The sequence below is a fragment of the Thermobifida cellulosilytica TB100 genome (genome assembly GCF_001517975.1).
GTDB lineage: Bacteria > Actinomycetota > Actinomycetes > Streptosporangiales > Streptosporangiaceae > Thermobifida > Thermobifida cellulosilytica.
Map to the genome: position 1 here is coordinate 133,536 of NZ_KQ950187.1, position 18,710 is coordinate 152,245.

At 73.4% G+C, this 18,710-nt stretch carries 17 protein-coding genes and 1 riboswitch; of the genes, 12 read left to right on the forward strand and 5 right to left on the reverse strand.

All coding sequences use genetic code 11. The features are described from left to right. The 9 genes from AC529_RS18070 to AC529_RS18110 form a co-directional block, all read left to right on the forward strand. Window positions 1-472 (forward strand): ArsA-related P-loop ATPase (locus AC529_RS18070; protein WP_332307078.1); only part of this gene is annotated, 472 nt, incomplete at its 5' end. Window positions 473-603: 131 nt separating this feature from the next. Next, window positions 604-1,254, forward strand: coding sequence for a gamma-glutamyl-gamma-aminobutyrate hydrolase family protein (locus tag AC529_RS18075; RefSeq protein WP_068758549.1), 651 nt, complete (start codon window positions 604-606; stop codon window positions 1,252-1,254). Between the two features lie 73 nt (window positions 1,255-1,327). Then, a complete protein-coding gene (locus AC529_RS18080; protein ID WP_068758550.1) occupies window positions 1,328-2,023 on the forward strand; it encodes a CDP-alcohol phosphatidyltransferase family protein in 696 nt (231 codons plus the stop codon). Between the two features lie 131 nt (window positions 2,024-2,154). Further along, a complete protein-coding gene (locus AC529_RS18085; RefSeq protein ID WP_068758551.1) occupies window positions 2,155-4,653 on the forward strand; it encodes a mannose-1-phosphate guanyltransferase in 2,499 nt (832 codons plus the stop codon). Between the two features lie 303 nt (window positions 4,654-4,956). Next, window positions 4,957-5,496 (forward strand): FHA domain-containing protein, encoded by a 540-nt coding sequence (locus AC529_RS18090; protein ID WP_068758552.1) that lies wholly within the window; start codon window positions 4,957-4,959, stop codon window positions 5,494-5,496. Between the two features lie 226 nt (window positions 5,497-5,722). After that, on the forward strand, window positions 5,723-6,193 hold the full coding sequence (locus AC529_RS18095; RefSeq protein ID WP_068758553.1) for a bifunctional nuclease family protein: 471 nt from the start codon (window positions 5,723-5,725) through the stop codon (window positions 6,191-6,193). 171 nt (window positions 6,194-6,364) lie between these two features. Then, entirely contained in the window at window positions 6,365-6,970 is a 606-nt protein-coding gene (locus AC529_RS18100) for a MerR family transcriptional regulator (protein WP_083948413.1), read from the forward strand. An 87-nt stretch (window positions 6,971-7,057) separates the two neighbouring features. After that, window positions 7,058-7,149: riboswitch (glycine riboswitch) on the forward strand. 93 nt (window positions 7,150-7,242) lie between these two features. Then, complete coding sequence (gene gcvP, locus AC529_RS18105) at window positions 7,243-10,116, forward strand: aminomethyl-transferring glycine dehydrogenase (protein ID WP_068758554.1); 2,874 nt, start codon at window positions 7,243-7,245, stop codon at window positions 10,114-10,116. A gap of 165 nt (window positions 10,117-10,281) precedes the next feature. Continuing rightward, window positions 10,282-11,394 carry a tetratricopeptide repeat protein gene (locus AC529_RS18110; RefSeq protein ID WP_068758555.1) on the forward strand — a complete coding sequence of 371 codons (1,113 nt, stop codon included), beginning with the start codon at window positions 10,282-10,284 and terminating at the stop codon, window positions 11,392-11,394. A 48-nt stretch (window positions 11,395-11,442) separates the two neighbouring features. Here the strand turns inward: AC529_RS18110 and AC529_RS18115 are convergent, their stop codons facing one another. Then, window positions 11,443-12,144 (reverse strand): endonuclease V, encoded by a 702-nt coding sequence (locus tag AC529_RS18115; RefSeq protein WP_068758556.1) that lies wholly within the window; start codon window positions 12,142-12,144, stop codon window positions 11,443-11,445. Beyond that, window positions 12,141-12,383, reverse strand: a complete 243-nt coding sequence (locus tag AC529_RS21055) for a hypothetical protein (RefSeq protein ID WP_068758557.1) — start codon at window positions 12,381-12,383, stop codon at window positions 12,141-12,143. The genes AC529_RS18115 and AC529_RS21055 overlap by 4 nt, the downstream gene beginning before the upstream one ends. Before the next feature lie 24 nt (window positions 12,384-12,407). Between AC529_RS21055 and AC529_RS18125 the strand changes: the two genes are divergently transcribed. Together AC529_RS18125 and AC529_RS18130 are read left to right on the forward strand one after the other, a co-directional pair. After that, complete coding sequence (locus tag AC529_RS18125; RefSeq protein ID WP_157080267.1) at window positions 12,408-13,253, forward strand: galactokinase; 846 nt, start codon at window positions 12,408-12,410, stop codon at window positions 13,251-13,253. A gap of 106 nt (window positions 13,254-13,359) precedes the next feature. Further along, a complete protein-coding gene (locus AC529_RS18130; protein ID WP_068758582.1) occupies window positions 13,360-14,577 on the forward strand; it encodes an LCP family protein in 1,218 nt (405 codons plus the stop codon). A gap of 308 nt (window positions 14,578-14,885) precedes the next feature. Here AC529_RS18130 and AC529_RS18135 read toward each other — a convergent pair whose 3' ends face one another. Then, window positions 14,886-16,103 (reverse strand): NADP-dependent isocitrate dehydrogenase, encoded by a 1,218-nt coding sequence (locus tag AC529_RS18135; RefSeq protein WP_068758558.1) that lies wholly within the window; start codon window positions 16,101-16,103, stop codon window positions 14,886-14,888. Between the two features lie 215 nt (window positions 16,104-16,318). Continuing rightward, window positions 16,319-16,648 carry a DUF3017 domain-containing protein gene (locus AC529_RS18140; RefSeq protein ID WP_068758559.1) on the reverse strand — a complete coding sequence of 110 codons (330 nt, stop codon included), beginning with the start codon at window positions 16,646-16,648 and terminating at the stop codon, window positions 16,319-16,321. 522 nt (window positions 16,649-17,170) lie between these two features. On the opposite strand from AC529_RS18140, the gene AC529_RS18145 reads away from it, so the two are divergent. Beyond that, complete coding sequence (locus tag AC529_RS18145) at window positions 17,171-17,776, forward strand: FHA domain-containing protein (RefSeq protein WP_068758560.1); 606 nt, start codon at window positions 17,171-17,173, stop codon at window positions 17,774-17,776. A 47-nt stretch (window positions 17,777-17,823) separates the two neighbouring features. Here AC529_RS18145 and AC529_RS18150 read toward each other — a convergent pair whose 3' ends face one another. Next, complete coding sequence (locus tag AC529_RS18150; protein WP_068758561.1) at window positions 17,824-18,675, reverse strand: bifunctional methylenetetrahydrofolate dehydrogenase/methenyltetrahydrofolate cyclohydrolase; 852 nt, start codon at window positions 18,673-18,675, stop codon at window positions 17,824-17,826. Between the last annotated feature and the right edge of the window lie 35 nt (window positions 18,676-18,710).

The window sequence follows — 18,710 nt, forward strand, 5'->3', positions numbered from 1 at the left end:
GCTGCGGATGCTCGCCCTGCCGACCCTGCTCGCCCCCTGGATCGAGGGGCTGGCGCACCAGCGGGAGCGCGCCGTGGCCGCGGACCGGTCCGCCGCGGGGCCGGCCGACGCGGCGGACCGGACCGCCGACCCGCTGCTGGAGAAGCTGCACGCGCGGCGGCGCCGCCTGGAGGCCGCCGCCGCGCGGCTGCGCTCCGAGGCGGTGGTGTGCCTGGTGACCCTGCCCCGCCAGGCGGTGGTGGCCGAGACCCGCCGCGCCGCCCGGGCACTGCAGGCCGAGGGGTTCACCCTGGGGGTCGGGGCCGTCAACCAGGTCCCGCCCCGCCCCGACCCGGCGGCGATGGAGCGGATCCGCGCCCTGTTCGCCGCCCCCGGGCTCGTGGAGGTGCCGCTGCTCCGGCAGGAGCCCTTCGGACCGGAGGCGCTGCGCGCCCTGCCGCCCCTGCTCGCGCCGGAGCCCGGCGCCCGCTGAACCGGGCCCGCCCGCCGCGGGAGCGGCACCGGGGAAAGTCCGCAACGTCACGCCGTCACGGAGGGTGCGCGCCAAGCCCGACAGGCAATAGGATTTCCGCCACCGCCCGGCCCCGCAGCCCAGGAGGACCCATGCCCCGACCGCTCATCGGGATCACCAGCCACCTCGAACCGGCGCGTTGGGGGAGCTGGGTACGCGAGGCCGCAGTCGTGGCCACCCCGTTCCTGCGCGAGGTCGACCGCGCGGGCGGGCTGCCCGTGGTCCTGCCCCCGGTCCACCCCCGGCGCGTCGGCGACCTCGTCGCCCGCTTCGACGGCTTCCTCCTCACCACCGGGGCGCCCGTGGGCGCCGACGAGGACTCCGGCGAGGCCGACCCGCGGCGCGACCGCTTCGAGACCGAGCTCGTCCGCGCCGCCGTCGCCGCCCGCCGCCCCTTCCTCGCCGTCGAACGCGGCCTGCTGGTCCTCAACGTCGCGATGGACGGCACCCTGTTGCCCGCCCGCGGGCGCCGCTCCCCCCGCCTCACCGAGACGGACGTGACGGTCAACGTCAGCAGCGCCCTGGGCAAGGTCCTGGGCGACCGCGCCCGGGTGCGCCGCGCCGAGGGCCCCGGCGTGAACCGGATCGGCACCGGGCTGGTCCCGGTGGCCTGGGACGCCGCCCAGGCGGTCGAGGCGCTGGAGGTCGCCGACCACCCCTTCGGCATCGGGGTGCGCTGGCGGCCCGAGGAGAGCGCGGACCGCCGCCTCTTCCGGGCCCTGGTCGAGCAGGCCGCAGGCTAGGCGGCCCGGTCGCACGGCGACGGGGGACAACCCCCGGCCGCCGGGTAGGCTCACCCTCAAACGGGGAGGTGAGATGGCGACCGCGACGAACCAGGGGGAGCGCGGCGACGCGGCGGACCGGATCTGGACGGTCCCGAACATGATCAGTGTCCTGAGGCTGCTCGGCGTCCCGCTGTTCCTCTGGCTGGTCCTCGGCCCGCGGGCCGACGTGTGGGCGCTGGGCGTGCTCGCCGGGGCCGGGCTGACGGACTGGCTCGACGGCAAGATCGCCCGCGCCTGGAACCAGACCAGCCGGCTCGGCACGCTGCTGGACCCCATGGCCGACCGGCTCTACATCTTCGCCGCGCTGCTGGGACTGACCGTCCGGGACATCATCCCCTGGTGGCTGATGGCCATCCTGGTGCTGCGCGACGCGCTCATCGTCGGCGCGCTGCCCGTGCTCCGCTACCACGGCTACGGGCCGCTCCCGGTCAACCTCGCGGGCAAGGCCGCCACGTTGTGCCTGCTCTACGCCTTTCCGCTGCTGTTCCTGGCCGGATACTCCGGAGCCGTCGGGTATGTGGCGCAAATCGTTGGTTGGGCCTTCGCCATATGGGGAACAGCCCTCTACTGGTGGGCCGGACTGCTGTACTCGGTCCAGGGCTCACGACTGATCAGACGCAGTCGCGCACTGGAGCGCGCACCGGGAGGTGACACGAACCCCGGTGCGCGGACGGCGGAAAAGCCGGTCGACGCCGCGCGGGCGGCGGAACGCGGTACCCAGGCATGACGGTTGGGGCCGCCTGCGGCCGGTGACTCCGGGCCACCGCGTCGTGACAACGAAGGGAGCAGCATCCCCACCATGAGACCCCGTGCCATGGCGGTACGCCGAACGATCCCCGGGGCTTGGAGGTGGCCGCGATGAAGGCCGTCGTGATGGCGGGCGGCGAGGGCACCCGGCTCCGCCCGATGACCGCGAACCAGCCCAAACCACTCCTGCCCGTGGTCAACCGACCCATCATGGAACACGTGCTGCGGCTGCTCAAGCGGCACGGGTTCGACGACACGGTCGTGACCGTGCAGTTCCTCGCCACCCTGATCCGCAACTACTTCGGCGACGGCGAAGAGCTCGGGATGAACCTGCGCTACGTCGCCGAGGAGGTGCCGCTGGGCACCGCGGGCAGCGTCAAGAACGCCGAGGAGCACCTGCGGGGCGAGCCGTTCATCGTGATCTCCGGCGACGCGCTCACCGACATCGACCTGACCGACATGGTCCGGTTCCACCGCGAGAACGGCGCGATGGTGACCATCGGCCTCAAGCGGGTCGCCAATCCGCTGGAGTTCGGCATCATCATCGTCGACGACGACGGCCGCATCCAGCGCTTCCTGGAGAAGCCGACCTGGGGCCAGGTCTTCTCCGACACCGTCAACACCGGCATCTACATCATGGAGCCGGAGGTCCTGGAGCACGTCGCCCCGGGCGAGAACGTCGACTGGTCCAGCGACGTGTTCCCCCGGCTGCTCAAGGACGGCGCCCCGCTGTACGGCTACATCGCCGAGGGCTACTGGGAGGACGTGGGCACCCACGAGAGCTACCTGCGCGCCCAGGCCGACGTGCTCTCCGGCAGGGTCGACGTCGAGATCGACGGCTTCGAGGTCTCCCCGGGCATCTGGGTGGCCGAGGGCGCCGAGGTCGACCCCGACGCGGTCCTCAAGGGCCCCCTCTACATCGGCGACTACGCCAAGGTCGAGGCCGGGGCGGAGCTGCGCGAGTTCACCGTGCTCGGCAGCAACGTCGTCGTGCGCTCCGACGCCTTCCTGCACCGCGCGGTGGTCCACGACAACGTGTACGTGGGCACCCGCGCCAACCTGCGCGGCTGCATCGTCGGCAAGAACACCGACATCATGGCCGGGGCGCGGGTCGAGGAGGGCACCGTCGTCGGCGAGGAGTGCGTCATCGAGGCCGAGGCCTACCTCGCCAACAACATCAAGGTCTACCCGTTCAAGACGATCGAGGCCGGAGCGGTCGTCAACACCAACGTCATCTGGGAGTCCAAGGGGCAGCGCTCGCTGTTCGGCCCCAGGGGCGTGTCCGGCCTGATCAACGTGGAGATCACCCCGGAGCTGGCGGTCCGGCTGGCCGGCGCCTACGCCACCACCCTGAAGAAGGGGGCGGTGGTCACCGCCTCCCGCGACGTCTCCCGGGCGGCGCGGACCCTCAAGCGGGCGGTGGTCAGCGCGCTGACCGCGGCGGCCATCAACGTCCAGGACCTGGAGGCGGCCCCGCTGCCGCTGGCCCGCTTCCACACCTCCCAGCCCGGGCTCAGCGGCGGCATCGCGCTGCGCACCACCCCGGGAGACCCCCAGTCGGTCGACATCGTCTTCCTCGACTCCAGCGGGGCGGACCTGTCCCCGGCCGCCCAGCGCAAGCTGGAGCGGGTCTTCTCCCGCCAGGAGTACCGCAGGGCCTTCCCCGGCGAGATCGCCGAGCTGTCCTTCCCCTCCCGCAGCATCGAGGCCTACACCCGGGAGCTGCTCACCAGCATCGACCTGAGCGGGGTGGACGAGGCCAACCTCAAGGTCGTGGTGGACTGCGCGGGCGGCACCGGGTCGCTGATCCTGCCCGCCCTGCTCAGCCGGATCGGCGCTGACGTGCTCACCGTCAACAACCGCCTCGACGAGGCCTCGCCCACCGACACCGTGGCCAAGCAGACGCGCGACCTGCGGCGCCTGGGCGAACTGGTGGCCTCGGCGCGCGCCGACTTCGGCGTCCGGTTCGACCCGGTGGCCGAGCGGCTGCAACTGGTGGACGGCAGGGGCGAGCTGGTCGACAACGAGCGCGCCCTGCTGGTCGTGCTCGACCTGGTGGCGGCCGAGCGCAAGGGCGGCCGGGTGGCGCTCCCGGTCACCACGACCCGGGTGGCCGAGCAGGTCGCCAACCGCCACGGCGTCCAGGTGCAGTGGACCCCCACGTCCACCGACGAGCTGACCAAGGCCGCGCTGGCCGAGGACATCATCTTCGCCGCCGACGGCCGCGGAGGGTTCATCCTGCCGGAGTTCTCCCGCACCAGCGACGGAATCGCCGCGTTCGTGCGGCTGGTCGGACTGGTGGCGCGCACTAAGATGTCGCTCAACCAGATCGACCAGAGGATCCCGCAGGCGCACCTGCTGCGCCGTTCGGTGCCCACCCCCTGGGCGGTCAAGGGCAGTGTCATGCGCGAGGTGGTCGAGGCTGCGGCCGGCCGCGAGATCGACACCACCGACGGGGTGCGGGTCATCGAACCCGACGGCTCCTGGGCGCTGGTGCTTCCCGACACCGCCGAGGCGGTCACCCACCTGTGGGCCGAGGGACCCGACGACGAGACCGCCCAGCGCCTGCTGGAGGAGTGGGCGGCCGTGGTCGAGCGGGCCGAGGGCTGATCCCGGACCGGGTGCGCGGCTCCGGGGCGCCCGGGGCCGCGCACCCGGCGTGCGGGGAGTTTGAAATCGTCCTGGATTCACGGAAGACTCCAGGACTGCACGGTTCCCAGCGCCGTGCGGATAAGGTTTAGAGCCGAGCGCTCTTGGTGTAAGAGATGGTGAAAAAAGAGGTGATTATGGGGAAGGGATATGGAAAGGACCTGACCTGAGGCGCGGGGGTCCACGGACCACCATCTCCGTCACCTTGTAAGTCACGAAGCCGATTCGAAGACCGCCCCGTGCGGTAGGAGGCCGAGCCGACCTATGTCGAACTGCACGCAGTGCGGTCACGCCGTCGCGGACGATGCCCGCTTCTGCTCCAACTGCGGTTCCCCCGTCAACCGGTCGCGAGGGGATCTGTCGCAGCCGCGTGAGCGCCGCGACCGCGTCGGCGAGACGACGTCCACGATCTCCATCAGCGGCATCCAGGCGCTGGAGGCCGAGGCCGACGGCATCGAGGACGCGGCTCCCGACACGGCCGCGGTGGACGCCCTGCCTCCCGGGACCGCTCTGCTGGTCGTCAAACGCGGGCCCAACGCGGGCAGCCGCTTCCTGCTGGACAAGGATCTCACCACCGCGGGACGCCATCCCAACAGCGACATCTTCCTGGACGACGTGACGGTCTCCCGTCGGCACGTGGAGTTCTACCGGCGCGGCGGCTCCTTCGGCGTCCGCGACGTGGGCAGCCTCAACGGCACCTACGTCAACCGGGAGCGCATCGACGAGGCAGAGCTCGGCGGCGGGGACGAGATCCAGATCGGCAAGTTCCGGCTGGTGCTGCTCACCAACCCGCGTCGCGGCTGACCGCGGCCGACAGGCTCCGCGGGGCGGGCGCTCCGGCCCTCCGGCAGGCCCGCCCCCGGAAACAGGTTTGCCGGGCCCAGGACCGGAGAGCCTTAGGGGAGGACCCGTCTCGGGTGCGCGGCCGCCCCTGCCGCGGACGCCCCCCGGCGGTGTACCGTGACAGTGGAGCAGAGCGCACTCCGGCGTGTGCCCCTCCGAACGCGACAAGTCGTGGGACGGAGCCGCAGTGAAGCATATGGAGGTCGTCGGCGTCCGGGTCGAGATGCCGGCCAACCAACCGATTGTCCTGCTCAAGGAGACCGACGGGGAGCGCTACCTCCCCATCTGGATCGGCGCGGTCGAGGCCACCGCCATCGCGCTGGCGCAGCAGGGCGTCAGGCCCGCGCGCCCGCTCACCCATGACCTTCTCCGCGATGTCCTGGAGGCACTGAACACCACCCTGACCACGGTGAACATCACCGCGTTGCAGGACGGGGTCTTCTTCGCCGAACTGGTCTTCTCCAGCGGTGCACAGGTCAGCGCGCGCCCCTCGGACTCGATCGCGCTGGCGCTGCGCACCGGTGCCCCCATCTACGTGCGCGAGGACGTCCTCGACGAGGCCGGCGTGGCGATCCCCGACGAGCAGGAGGACGAGGTGGAGCGCTTCCGGGCGTTCCTCGACAACATCACCCCCGAGGACTTCGGCAGGATGACCTGAGTCCCGGCGGGCCGCGGGCCGGCCGGCGCATGTCGTGCGCGACGCGCCGAGGAGCGTCGTTGACGTGTCCATGCCCCCGCCCTACCGTCGGGGGTGAAGCAGCCTGCGGCGCCAGATCTCGTTGTCTCCCCTAGTCAGAACCGCCGCAGGCCGGGAAGCCGGAGGTTCGGCGTGGCGGTTATCAGCGGCAAGCAGAAAGCCTCCGAGCATCGGCGGTCAGCCGTGCGGTTGGCGGGTGAGCAGGGCCTGCTGTGTGAAGAGGACGTGGTGGGGCTGCCGATGGACGTCGGATACCGTGGTCCCGCCGCCTGCATGGCAGCGGGGATCACGTATCGCCAGCTCGACTACTGGGCGCGGACCCGCCTGGTCGAGCCGAGCGCCAGCATGCCCGGCGGCCCCCCGGGGCATCGGTTGTACAGCTTCCGCGACATCCTCATCCTCAAGGTCGTCAAGCGGCTGCTCGACACGGGGATCTCCCTCCAGCAGATCCGCACCGCGGTGGAGCACCTCAGGCAGCGCGCCACCGCCGACCTCGCCCAGATCACCCTGATGAGCGACGGGGTCAGCGTCTACGAGTGCACCTCCCCCGGCGAGGTGGTGGACCTGATCCAGGGCGGCCAGGGCGTGTTCGGGATCGCGCTGGGACGGGTGTGGCGGGAGCTGGAGGGCAGCCTCAAGGAGCTGCACGGGGAGCCCTTGGGCGAGCAGGAGCGGCCCGCGGAGCCGCACCCCGGGGACGAGCTGGCCCGGCGCCGGCGGCAGCGGCGCACCGGCTGAGCGCGGCGGCCGGACCGGCGCGGCGCGCGGATCGGTACCATGGCAGGTGCGGTGGATCGGGCGGGCCGACCGCCGTCCACCGGCCGTTGACACCACACGGGAGAGACTCCGCACGCGGAGCGCCGACGGGGCAAACCCTCCCCAGCAACCTCTCAGGCACCAGGGACCGTGTGGGACAGGCACTCTGGAGCGCTGCGGCGCGCCGGCCGCGGGCGACAGAGGGGGAGACCAAGGAGCAAGCCGTACCCCGGCCCAGCGACCAGGAGGTCTCCATGACGGATCGTCCCGCAGCCCGCCCCGGCAGAGCCGTGTTCGCCGACCGGCACATCGGACCCGACCCCGCCGAGCGGGCCGCGATGCTGGAGGCGGTGGGCTTCTCCTCCACCGCCGAGCTGATGGCCGCAGCGCTGCCCGGCGACCTGCTGACCGCCCCCGGCGCACCCGCGCCGCTGGACCTGCCCGAACCGGTCGGCGAGGCCGAGGCCCTGGCCGAGCTGCGCGCCCTGGCCGACCGCAACCGGGTGCTGGTCTCCATGATCGGCCAGGGCTACTACGGCACGGTCACCCCGCCGGTGATCCGCCGCAACGTCCTGGAGAACCCCGCCTGGTACACCGCCTACACCCCCTACCAGCCGGAGATCTCCCAGGGGCGGCTGGAGGCGCTGCTCAACTTCCAGACGATGGTCGCCGACCTCACCGGGCTGCCGGTGGCGGGCGCCTCCCTGCTGGACGAGGCCACCGCGGCGGCCGAGGCGATGACCCTGGCCCGCCGGGTCGACCGGCGCAAGCGGTCGGTGTTCGTGGTGGACGCCGACGTGTTCGCGCAGACCCTGGCGGTGCTGCGCACCCGCGCCGAGCCCCTGGGCATCGACCTGGTCGTCGCCGACCTGTCCGACGGGCTGCCCGACGTCGACCCGTTCGGGGTGCTGGTGCAGTACCCGGCGGCCAGCGGACGGGTGCGCGACGTGCGCCCGGTCGTCGAGGCCGCCCACGAGCGGGGCGCGCTCGCCGTGGTCGCCGCCGACCTGCTCGCGCTGACCCTGCTGCGCAGCCCCGGCGCGCTCGGCGCCGACGTCGCGGTGGGCTCCGCCCAGCGCTTCGGGGTGCCCATGGGCTTCGGCGGCCCGCACGCCGCCTACATGGCGGTGCGCGAGGGGTTGCAGCGGCAGTTGCCGGGGCGGCTGGTCGGCGTGTCGGTGGACGCCGCCGGAAGGCCCGCCTACCGCCTGGCCCTACAGACCCGCGAGCAGCACATCCGCCGGGAGAAGGCCACCAGCAACATCTGCACCGCCCAGGTGCTGCTGGCCGTCATGGCCGGCATGTACGCCGTCCACCACGGCCCCGAGGGCCTGCGGGCCATCGCCGAGCGGGTGCACCGGCGCACCGCCGAGCTCGCCGCGGGCCTGCGCGCCCTGGGCGTGCAGGTGCTCACCGAGACCTTCTTCGACACCCTGCGGGTGCGGGTGCCCGCGCGCGCCGCCGACGTGGTCGGCGCCGCCCGGGAGCTCGGCGTCAACCTGTTCCTCGCCGACGCCGACACCGTCGGCGTCTCCTGCGACGAGACCACCACCGCCGAGCACGTGGCGACGGTGCTGCGCGCCTTCGGGGCGTCGGCCCCGCCGCAGGCGGGGGAGGCCCCCGCGGCGCTGCCCGCGGAGCTGGCCCGCGACGTCGACTACCTCTCCCACCCGGTGTTCCACGCCCACCGCAGCGAGACCTCGCTGCTGCGCTACCTGCGGCGGCTGGCCGACCGGGACCTGGCGCTGGACCGCACCATGATCCCGCTGGGCTCGTGCACGATGAAGCTCAACGCCACCGCGGAGATGGAGGCGATCACCTGGCCCGCCTTCGCCGACCTCCACCCCTTCGCGCCGCTGGACCAGGCCGAGGGGCTGGTGCGCATCGTGCGCGACCTGGAGGCGTGGCTGGCCGAGGTCACCGGCTACGACGCGGTGTCGCTCCAGCCCAACGCGGGCTCCCAGGGCGAGTTCGCCGGGCTGCTGGCCATCCGCGGCTACCACCGCAGCCGCGGCGAGGAGCAGCGGGACGTGTGCCTCATCCCCAGCTCCGCGCACGGCACCAACGCCGCCAGCGCCGTCATGGCGGGCATGCGGGTGTCGGTGGTGGCCTGCGACGACGGCGGCAACATCGACCTGGCCGACCTGCGCGCCAAGATCGACGCCGCGGGCGACCGGCTGGCGGCGCTCATGGTCACCTACCCCTCCACCCACGGGGTGTACGAGGCGACGATCACCGAGGTGTGCCGCCTGGTGCACGAGGCGGGCGGCCAGGTCTACGTGGACGGCGCCAACCTGAACGCGCTGGTGGGCTGGGCCAAGCCGGGCAGGTTCGGCGCGGACGTCAGCCACCTGAACCTGCACAAGACCTTCTGCGTCCCCCACGGCGGCGGCGGTCCGGGCGTGGGGCCGGTGGCGGTCCGCGCCCACCTGGCCGAGTTCCTGCCCGGCCACCCGGCCCACGCCGGGGCGGGGCCGCACACCGGGGCGGGGCCGGTGGCGGCGGCGCCGTTCGGCTCGGCGGGCATCCTGCCGATCTCGTGGGCCTACGTCCGCATGATGGGGGAGGCGGGCCTGCGCGCCGCCACCGAGCACGCCGTGCTGGCCGCCAACTACGTGGCGCGGCGCCTCGCCCCGTACTACCCGGTGCTCTACACCGGCCCGGGCGGGCTCGTCGCCCACGAGTGCATCATCGACCTGCGGGGCCTGCACAAGCGCACCGGGATCAGCAACGAGGACGTGGCCAAGCGGCTCATCGACTACGGCTTCCACGCGCCCACCATGTCCTTCCCCGTGCCGGGCACGCTGATGATCGAGCCGACCGAGAGCGAGGACCTGGCCGAGCTGGACCGGTTCGTCGACGCGATGATCGCCATCCGCGCCGAGATCGACCGGGTCGCCGACGGCGGCTACGACCGCGAGGACAACCCGTTGCGCAACGCCCCGCACACCGCCGAGGAGGTCACCGCCGACGACTGGAAGCACGCCTACTCCCGGTCGGAGGCCGCCTACCCGGTGCCCGGCCTGCGGCGGGACAAGTACTGGGCCCCGGTGGCCCGCGTCAACCAGGCCTACGGCGACCGCAACCTGGTGTGCTCCTGCCCGCCGCCGGAGGCGTTCGAGCAGTGACCCTGCGGGGCGGCGCACGGCCGCGCCGCCCCGCCTGCCGACGGCCCCCTGCGGATCTACGTCGTAAAGCCCCCGGTTCGGGTGCGGCGGCCGTCGCAGTGCGGCGCGGACAGCCGCTAGTCTCCGAGAGAGTCTCCGCCCCCGGCCGGAAAGCAGTGTGCGACCGTGACCCCCGACAGCTCCACCGCCCCCGCCCTCGACGACGACACCGCGGCGAGCCTGTGCGACCAGGCCCGGGACCTGGCCGAGGCCGGACACCTGGACCGCGCGGCCGAGCTGTACGCGCGCGTGGCGGCCCAGGCCGGGCCGCACCGCAGCGCGCAGGCCGCACTCGGGCTGGCGGTGGTGCGCGAACGCGGCGGCAGCACCGAGGACGCGCGCCGCGCCGACGAGCAGGCGATCGCCACCGGCGACGCGGAGTTCGCGCCGCGGGCCGCCTACCACCTGGCGCTGCTGTGCGAGCGGGAGGGCGACGCCGCGGCCGCGGCCGAGGCGTGGCAGGCCGTGCTGGACCTCGGCGGCGGGCGCTACGCCGCGGCGGCCCACCACGGGCTGGCGCGCCTGCACGAGGCGCACGGCGACCACGAGGCCGCGCTCGGCCACTGGCGGCGGGCGCTGGAGGACTCCGACGACCCCGAGGCGGTGGCGGAGGCGGCCCGCGACCTCGCCGAGCGGCTGCTGGAGCGGGGGGAGACGGCCCGGGCCGCCGAGGCCGTCGCCCGCGGCCTGGCGGTCCGGGAGACGCCCGCGCTGCGGCTGCTGCTCGGCGCGCTGCACGTGGAGCAGGCCATCGCCGAGTTCGACGCGGTCGTGGCACAGGACGCCGCGGAGTCCGACCCGGACAGCACCGCGGCCGCCCGGGAGCTGCTGGCCCGGCTGCTCGCGGTGCGCGGCGACGCGCCGACCGCCGAGCGGGTGTGGCACGACGGCCTGGCGCACCGCGACGCGCGGGTGGCGGCGCTGGTCCGCGCCCGGCTGCGGCGCGGCCTGCCCGAGCCCGCAGACGAGGAGGCCGCCGAGACCGGGGAGGGCGGCTTCTGGTGGGACCCCTACCTGGAGGCGGCGGTGGCCTCCGACAGCACGCCGGTGCTCACCGGGGAGCTGTTCGCGGCGCTCAGCCGGATCTGCGCCCTGCTGGAGGCCGGACAGGAGGCGGGGGCGGACCGGGCGCCCGCCGCGCTCGCCGAGGCCCTGCGGGTGCCCGACGACTACGTGTGGGGCGCCGCCCTGCGCGGCGACGTCCGCGAGCGGCTGCGCCGCGCCGGGCACGGCCGCTGACCGGGCGCCGGCCGGCCCCGGCGGGCGGGGCGCCCCGGCGCTGCGGGGTCAGGCCGTCCCCGTGCCGGGGGCGGTCAGCTCCCTGCGGGAGAGCTGGTCGGCGCGGCGGACCGGCTCGCAGATCCGGTAGCGCGGCGACAGCCGCAGCACCAGCGCGCACGCGGAGTCCAGGTCCACGCGGTGCCCGACGGACACGTACACCGGCTTGACCCCGTCCTGGACGCGCAGGCAGCGGCCCACCACCTCGCCGCCGTCGACCAGGTCGGCGGCCGCGCCCCGTAGCGGCCCCGGCTCGGCCGCCTCGCCCACGAACGCGTTCTTGGCCACGCCGAGCACCGGCCGGTCCAGCAGCACGCCCAGGTGGCAGGCGAGCCCGAACCGGCGCGGGTGGGCCAGGCCGTAGCCGTCGCAGACGTAGACGTCGGGCCGCACCGGCAGTTGCTCCAGGGCGGCCAGCAGCGGCGGCAGCTCCCGGAACGCGAACAGGCCCGGCACGTAGGGGAAGGACGGCCTCGCGCGCGCCGTGGCCTGCGCCACCACCTCCAGCGTCGCGGCGTCCAGGACGACCGCGGCCGCCACCAGCTCCTCTGCTCCGTAGCTGACGTCCAGGCCGGCCGCCAGGCGCACCGCGCCGGGGTCGAGCGGCTCCACGCGCACCCGGGGAGCCAGGCGCTCCTGCAGGGCGCGCGCCTCCTCGGCGTCGGCGGGCCACGGCGCTTCGCGGTCCGGTTCCGGTGTCGCAGACGTCACGGCTCACCTCGTCGGGTCGGCGGAGGGGGACCCGACCAACCTGCCACAGGCCCGGGGTCCTGCGCACGCCGGGACGGCGCCAGCGCCGCCGCGCAGTCCCAGACGAACACCACGGTGTTGACCGCCGCGAACACCGCCAGCGGCGGGAAGAACCGCAGCAGCGCCGCGGTGCGCTCGGCGTCGCCGACGAACCACACCAGACCGGCGAGCACGGCCGCGCTCAGCCCGGCGCCCGCCATCCCGCGCAGCCACGCCGCCGCCTCGTGGCGCGCGGGCAGGCCGGAGCGGGGCGCTCCGGCGGCGGGCTGCGGATCGTGCTCGACCCGGGCCCCTTCGACGCCGCCCCGGACCTCACCGCCGCCTGTGCGGTGCTGCTGGCCGTCACCGAGCTCCACCGGGGCGCACAGGCCGCCGCGGACCGGGCCGCCCTGGCCCGGACCGTCCGGGAGTCCCTGGGCGGCCGTGTCGCCCCCGACACCGCCGACGCCGTCCCCGAGGCCGTGCTGGGCGCCGCGGCCGACCGGGCGCTCCTGCTGGACGGGCGGACCGGGCGGAGCCGCCTGCTGCCGCTGCCGCTGGGCGAGGCGGGACTGCGCCTGCTCGTCGTGGACGCCGGGACCGCGCTGCCGGACCGGCTGGCCGCCGACCGGCGGGCCGAGTGCGCCCGGGCCGCCGCCGCGCTGGGCGTGTCCTCCCTGCGGGAGGTGACCGACCTGGCGGGCGCGCTGGCCGCGCTGGACGACCCGGTGCTGCGCAGCCGGGTGCGGCACGCCGTCACCGAGCGGCACCGGGTGGACGCGGTGGTCGGCCTGCTGCACGCGGGGGCCGCCCACGAGGCGGGGCCCGCGCTCAACGCCGCGCACCTGTCGCTGCGCAACGCCTTCGGCACGGTCTGCCCCCGGCTGGACACCGCTGCCGACACGGCGGTGCGCAAGGGGGCGCGGGGCGCCCGGATGGCCGGTTCCGGCCGCCGCGCCGTCGCCCTCGTCCCCGCCGAGCGCGTGGACGCGGTGTGCGCGGGACTGCGGTCGGCCTTCGCGTCCCGCCGCTGGCCCCCGCCGAGCGCGGCGGCCGCCGAGCCCGCGCCGGGCGCCCGACGGCTGCGCTGACCCGGTCCGCAAGAACGGCGGCCCGGAACTGAACCCCCATAGCATGTGGCACGTCCAAAAGGACGTAAACCAGGCGGACGCCGCGAACGAAGAGGCGATCGACACGATGGCTGACAGACCGAACAGGAACGACCGCGTCCCCGGCGGATCGTCGGGAAGCCACGACCGCACCGGGGTGTTCCGGCGCACCCCCGGCGGCATCCCCGACAAGATCGACAGCCTCTACCGGCCCGACCCGTCCGCGCGCTCCGCCTCGGACGCCGGGGGAGCACCGCCGCGCCGCCCCTCCTCCGGCTCCTCGGGCGGCCGCGGTCCGCGCTACTCGCGCGGCCGGGTGGTCGACGGGACCGGGCGGGAGCGCCGGGAGCGCGAACGCCGCGCACGGCGCCGCAGGAACATCGCGGTCCTCGTGCTAGTGCTGCTGGTGCTCGCCCCGGCGGTCTTCTACTTCTGGGCCGACTCCCGGCTACAGCGCGTGGCGGCGCTCGTCGACTACGAGGGCCGCCCCGAGGACCAGCCGGGCACCACCTACCTGATCGTCGGCTCCGACAGCCGCGAGGGCCTCAGCGAAGAGGACATGGACGAGCTGCGCACCGGCCGCGCCGAGGGCAAGCGCACCGACACGATCATGGTCCTGTACGCGCCCGAGGAGGGCAGGCCCGCCATCGTCAGCGTGCCCCGCGACTCCTACGTGGACATCCCCGGGATCGGCTCCAACAAGATCAACGCGGCCTTCGCCGAGGCGCTGGGCGGCGGCCCCTCCACCCTGGTGCAGACGTTCGAGCAGGCCAGCGGGGTGCGTATCGACCACTACGTGGAGATCGGCTTCGCCGGGTTCGTCGACATCGTCGACGCCGTGGGCGGCGTGGAACTGTGCCCCGAGGAGCCCATGGAGGACCCCAAGGCCGGTCTGGACATCGAGGCGGGCTGCCAGGTGATGGACGGTCCGACCGCGCTGGCCTACGTGCGCACCCGGGCGACTCCGCGCGCCGACCTGGACCGCATCCAGCGGCAGCGCGAGTTCTTCAGCGCCCTGATCCAGCAGGCCACCGCGCCCGGCACCCTGGCCAACCCGTTCCGCTCCATCCCGCTGGTGGTCGACGGCACCTCGACGTTCACCGTGGACGAGGGCGACAGCCTGATGGACCTGGCGTGGATGGCGCTGGCCATGCGCGACTCCCCCGCCACGACCGCGGTGCCCGTCGGCTCCACCCCGACCCTGGAGGTCGGCTCGGTGGTGCTGTGGGACGAGGCCCGCTCGGAGGAGATGTTCTCCGCCATGCGGGAGGGCAGGGAGATCCCCGAGTCGGCGATGCAGGACTGATCCGCTCCGGCGGCCCCGGCGGGCTGCCGGAGGCGCAGCAAGAAAGAGGCCCCGCGCCCTAGCGGCTGCGGGGCCTCCCTGTGACGCTCCGCGTCGTGCGCCTACCCCCCAGCGGCTGCACAACGGGTCACGTCGTCTTCAGAGAAAGGTCTGTTGTGTTGTGCTCCCCACACTAGGGAGCGCCGGGTAAAGGGCGCCGGTGGGCTCGTGCCAAGACTGAGCAAACCCTCCCCGGGCACACCGGGACGAAACCCCCGGCACCGGCGGGGTCCGCCCCCGTTCGGACGGCCGCCGGCACCGGTCGGGGGTCAGCCCAGGCGCTTCTGCAGGTTCTCGTCGAGCGCGGCGAGGAACTGCTCGGTGGTCAGCCACTCCTGGTCGGGGCTGATCAGGATCGCCAGGTCCTTGGTCATCTGGCCGCCCTCGACGGTCTTGATGACGACGTCCTCCAGGGTGCGGGCGAACTCGACGACCGCCGGGGTGTTGTCGAGCTTGCCCCGGTGCTCCAGGCCGCGGGTCCAGGCGAAGATGGACGCGATCGGGTTGGTGGAGGTGGGCTTGCCCTGCTGGTGCTGGCGGTAGTGGCGGGTGACCGTGCCGTGCGCGGCCTCGGCCTCCACGGTCCGGCCGTCGGCGGTGCGCAGCACCGAGGTCATCAGGCCCAGCGAGCCGAAGCCCTGCGCGACCGTGTCGGACTGCACGTCGCCGTCGTAGTTCTTGCAGGCCCACACGTAGCCGCCCTCCCACTTGAGCGCGGCGGCGACCATGTCGTCGATCAGGCGGTGCTCGTAGGTCAGGCCGGCCTTCTCGAACTTCTCCTTGAACTCGGTCTCGTAGATCTCGGCGAACACGTCCTTGAACATGCCGTCGTAGGCCTTGAGGATCGTGTTCTTGGTGGACAGGTAGACCGGGTAGTTGCGGTCGAGGCCGTAGTTGAAGCTGGCCCGGGCGAAGTCCTCGATGGACTTGCGGAAGTTGTACATGCCCATGGCGACGCCGCCGCCCTCGGGGAACTTGGCGACCTCCATCTCGATGGGCTCGCCGCCGTCCTCCGGGGTGTAGGTGATGGTGACCGTGCCGGGGCCGGGGACCTTGAAGTCGGACGCCTTGTACTGGTCGCCGTGGGCGTGGCGGCCGATGATGATCGGCTTGGTCCAGCCGGGGACCAGGCGCGGCACGTTGGAGCAGATGATCGGCTCGCGGAAGACCACACCGCCGAGGATGTTGCGGATGGTGCCGTTGGGCGAACGCCACATCTTCTTGAGGCCGAACTCCTCGACCCGGGCCTCGTCGGGGGTGATGGTCGCGCACTTGACGCCGACGCCGTACTTCTTGATGGCGTGGGCCGCGTCGATCGTCACCTGGTCGTCGGTGCGGTCGCGCTCCTCGATGCCCAGGTCGTAGTACTTGAGGTCGATGTCCAGGTACGGCAGGATCAGCCGCTCCTTGATGAAGGACCAGATGATCCGGGTCATCTCGTCGCCGTCGAGCTCTACTACGGGGTTTTCAACCTTGATCTTGGCCATGGCTCGTGGCTGTCCCTTCGTGTGGCGTGTGGCCGGACCGCGGACCCGGCGCCGTGCGGCGTTCTTCCTGTCCGCGGCTCACTGATCACCGCAGCAGCGCCCTGACCCGACCGTTCCCGGGGGCTTCCGGGACGTCGCGCCGTCTCAGAGGTGCTCCAGGTCCGTACACGACTCTGCGGTATCTCGATATCAAGCTTATTAGTCGCGAAAGCCGCTCAGAGCTGCGGGGCCACCCACGCCAGGACGATGAGCAGCACCGCGAGCGTGACGAGGGTGGCAACGTCCACCCACCTGCGGCGGACCGCCAGCAGGCCCACCCGCTCGGCGGGCAGCAGGGCCCGCAGGACCGCGCCCAGCAGCAGGGAGCCGGCGATGATGGCCGGACCGCGCTTGAAGTGGGCGGCGGCGACCACGACGATTCCCGCCCCCATCGTGGCGAGCACCAGGAGGTAGGGCACCTGGTTCAGCCACCCGGGGCCCTCCGCTGCGGTCGGCTCCGCATCCTCCGGTTCGTGCTGCTCGTTCTCCTCCGGAGGCTGTGGCATGTCCGACCGGCCCGTTATGGCTGCCTCCACCGTTTCCTGGCTCACCGCACACCTCACGCTCGCGCATACCGCCCCGGGAACCGGCCGAGGCGGGACCCGCCACGGCACGGCGGGTTCCGACCGCGCGTGCGCGCGACCGGGAACGCTCCGCGGGAACGCCTCGTGCGCCCGTCCCGACGGCTCTGCCGCCGCCGTCGGCCACACGTGACCCATTCTATGGACCGCCCGGGCGGCCGCCGCGCGGAGAATCGGCCTGACAGAAAATCACCGGGAAAACAACCTGTTTCCCGGTGATTTGTCGGAAATATCCTGATTTACCGGTCCTGCTGGCTGGTGAGGGCATAGAAGCCCCAGCACCCGGGTAACCACACATGAGATGAGTGCCACGGGCGAGCGAGGACAACCCCTATGAACCCCACTCAATCGACGGCATCCAGCCGTGCCACGAACAGCACGGCACCCCCCGCCGTTCCCCGTCGCAACCATCCGCACCGGTCGCGCCCCACAACGGGAGGAACAACCGTGGACGGCCCCTACATAAGGGTCGAGGAGAGCGGCGAGATCCACCCCCTGACCGCCGAGGTGACCACGGTCGGGCGAGGCAGGGGCACCGACATCGTCCTCTCCGATCCGAGCGTCTCGCAGTTGCACGCCGAGTTCGTCCGCCGCGGCCCGTACGTCTACGTCGTCGACATGGGGCTGTCCCGCAACGGCACCCGTGTCAACGGCCGCCCCATCGCCCGACGCGTCCTCAACGAGGGTGACATCATCAGTTTCGGCGCCGCCCGCTGCAAGATCGGCGGGCTGCCCCAGGAAGACCTGCACCCCGAGGTGGAGCTGCGCCGCGGCGGCGCCCCCGAACTCACCCGCCGCGAACTCGACGTCCTGACCTCACTGTGCCGCCCCGCCCTGTCCGACGACGCGTTCGTCGTCCCCGCCACCGCTCGGCAGATCGCCGAGGACCTCGTGGTCACCGAGGCCGCGGTCAAACAGCACCTGCTCCGCCTCTACCAGAAGTTCCGCATCTCCGAAGGCGTCAACCGCCGCACCCGTCTGGCCAACGAGGTGGTGGCCCTGGGACTGGTCCGCCCCCTGCCCCCCACCGAACGGGAGCGCCGGGCGAGCTGACCGCCCGGCGAGAGACACCGCGCCCCGGGTCTCTCGCCGGGTCCGTCTCAGGCCAACTGCCGCTCGGCGGCCTCGACCACGTTCACCAGGAGCATCGCGCGGGTCATCGGCCCCACCCCGCCCGGGTTGGGGGACACGTACCCGGCGACCTCCACCACGTCCGGGGCCACGTCGCCGACCAGGCCCTGCTCGGTCCGGGAGACGCCCACGTCGAGCACGGTCGCCCCGGGACGCACCATGTCCTTGGTGATCAGCCCGGGAACGCCGGCCGCGGCCACCACGATGTCGGCGCGGCGCGTGTGCTCGGCCAGGTCGCGGGTCCCGGTGTGGCACAGCGTCACCGTCGCGTTCTCCGAGCGGCGGGTCAGCAGCAGGCCCAGCGGGCGCCCCACCGTGACGCCGCGGCCGACCACGACCACCTCGGCGCCCCGCAGCGGCACCTCGTAGCGGGTGAGCAGTTCCACGATGCCGCGCGGCGTGCAGGGCAGGGGCGCCTCCTCCATCAGCACCAGCTTGCCCAGGTTGGACGGCTGGAGCCCGTCGGCGTCCTTGGCCGGGTCGATCAGCCCGAGGATCCGGTTCTCGTCCAGCCCTTTGGGCAGCGGAAGCTGCACGATGTACCCGGTGCACGCGGGGTCGGCGTTGAGCTCGGCCACCGCGGCCTCCACGTCCTCCTGGGTGGCGTCCGCGGGCAGGTCCTTGCGGATGCTGGCGATGCCGACCTCGGCGCAGTCCCGGTGCTTCCCCCGTACGTAGGAGTGGCTGCCCGGGTCGTCTCCCACCAGGACCGTGCCGAGCCCCGGCACAACCCCGCGGGCACGCAGCGCGGCCACCCGCTCCTTCAGTTCCGCCCGGATCGCCGCGGCGGTCGCCTTTCCGTCCAGCACCTTTGCTGTCACCGTGATGCCTCTCTGCTCGCCGAGGCCGGATCGGC

Excerpts from the sequence above, each read along its gene's own strand:
- AC529_RS18075 (WP_068758549.1), top strand. The coding sequence starts at position 604 with ATGCCCCGACCGCTCATCGGGATCACCAGCCACCTCGAACCGGCGCGT.
- AC529_RS18080 (WP_068758550.1), top strand. The coding sequence starts at position 1,328 with ATGGCGACCGCGACGAACCAGGGGGAGCGCGGCGACGCGGCGGACCGG.
- AC529_RS18085 (WP_068758551.1), top strand. The coding sequence starts at position 2,155 with ATGAAGGCCGTCGTGATGGCGGGCGGCGAGGGCACCCGGCTCCGCCCG.
- AC529_RS18090 (WP_068758552.1), top strand. The coding sequence starts at position 4,957 with ATGTCGAACTGCACGCAGTGCGGTCACGCCGTCGCGGACGATGCCCGC.
- gcvP (WP_068758554.1), top strand. The coding sequence starts at position 7,243 with ATGACGGATCGTCCCGCAGCCCGCCCCGGCAGAGCCGTGTTCGCCGAC.
- AC529_RS21055 (WP_068758557.1), bottom strand. The coding sequence starts at position 12,383 with ATGGCGGGCGCCGGGCTGAGCGCGGCCGTGCTCGCCGGTCTGGTGTGG.
- AC529_RS18130 (WP_068758582.1), top strand. The coding sequence starts at position 13,360 with ATGGCTGACAGACCGAACAGGAACGACCGCGTCCCCGGCGGATCGTCG.
- AC529_RS18135 (WP_068758558.1), bottom strand. The coding sequence starts at position 16,103 with ATGGCCAAGATCAAGGTTGAAAACCCCGTAGTAGAGCTCGACGGCGAC.
- AC529_RS18140 (WP_068758559.1), bottom strand. The coding sequence starts at position 16,648 with ATGCCACAGCCTCCGGAGGAGAACGAGCAGCACGAACCGGAGGATGCG.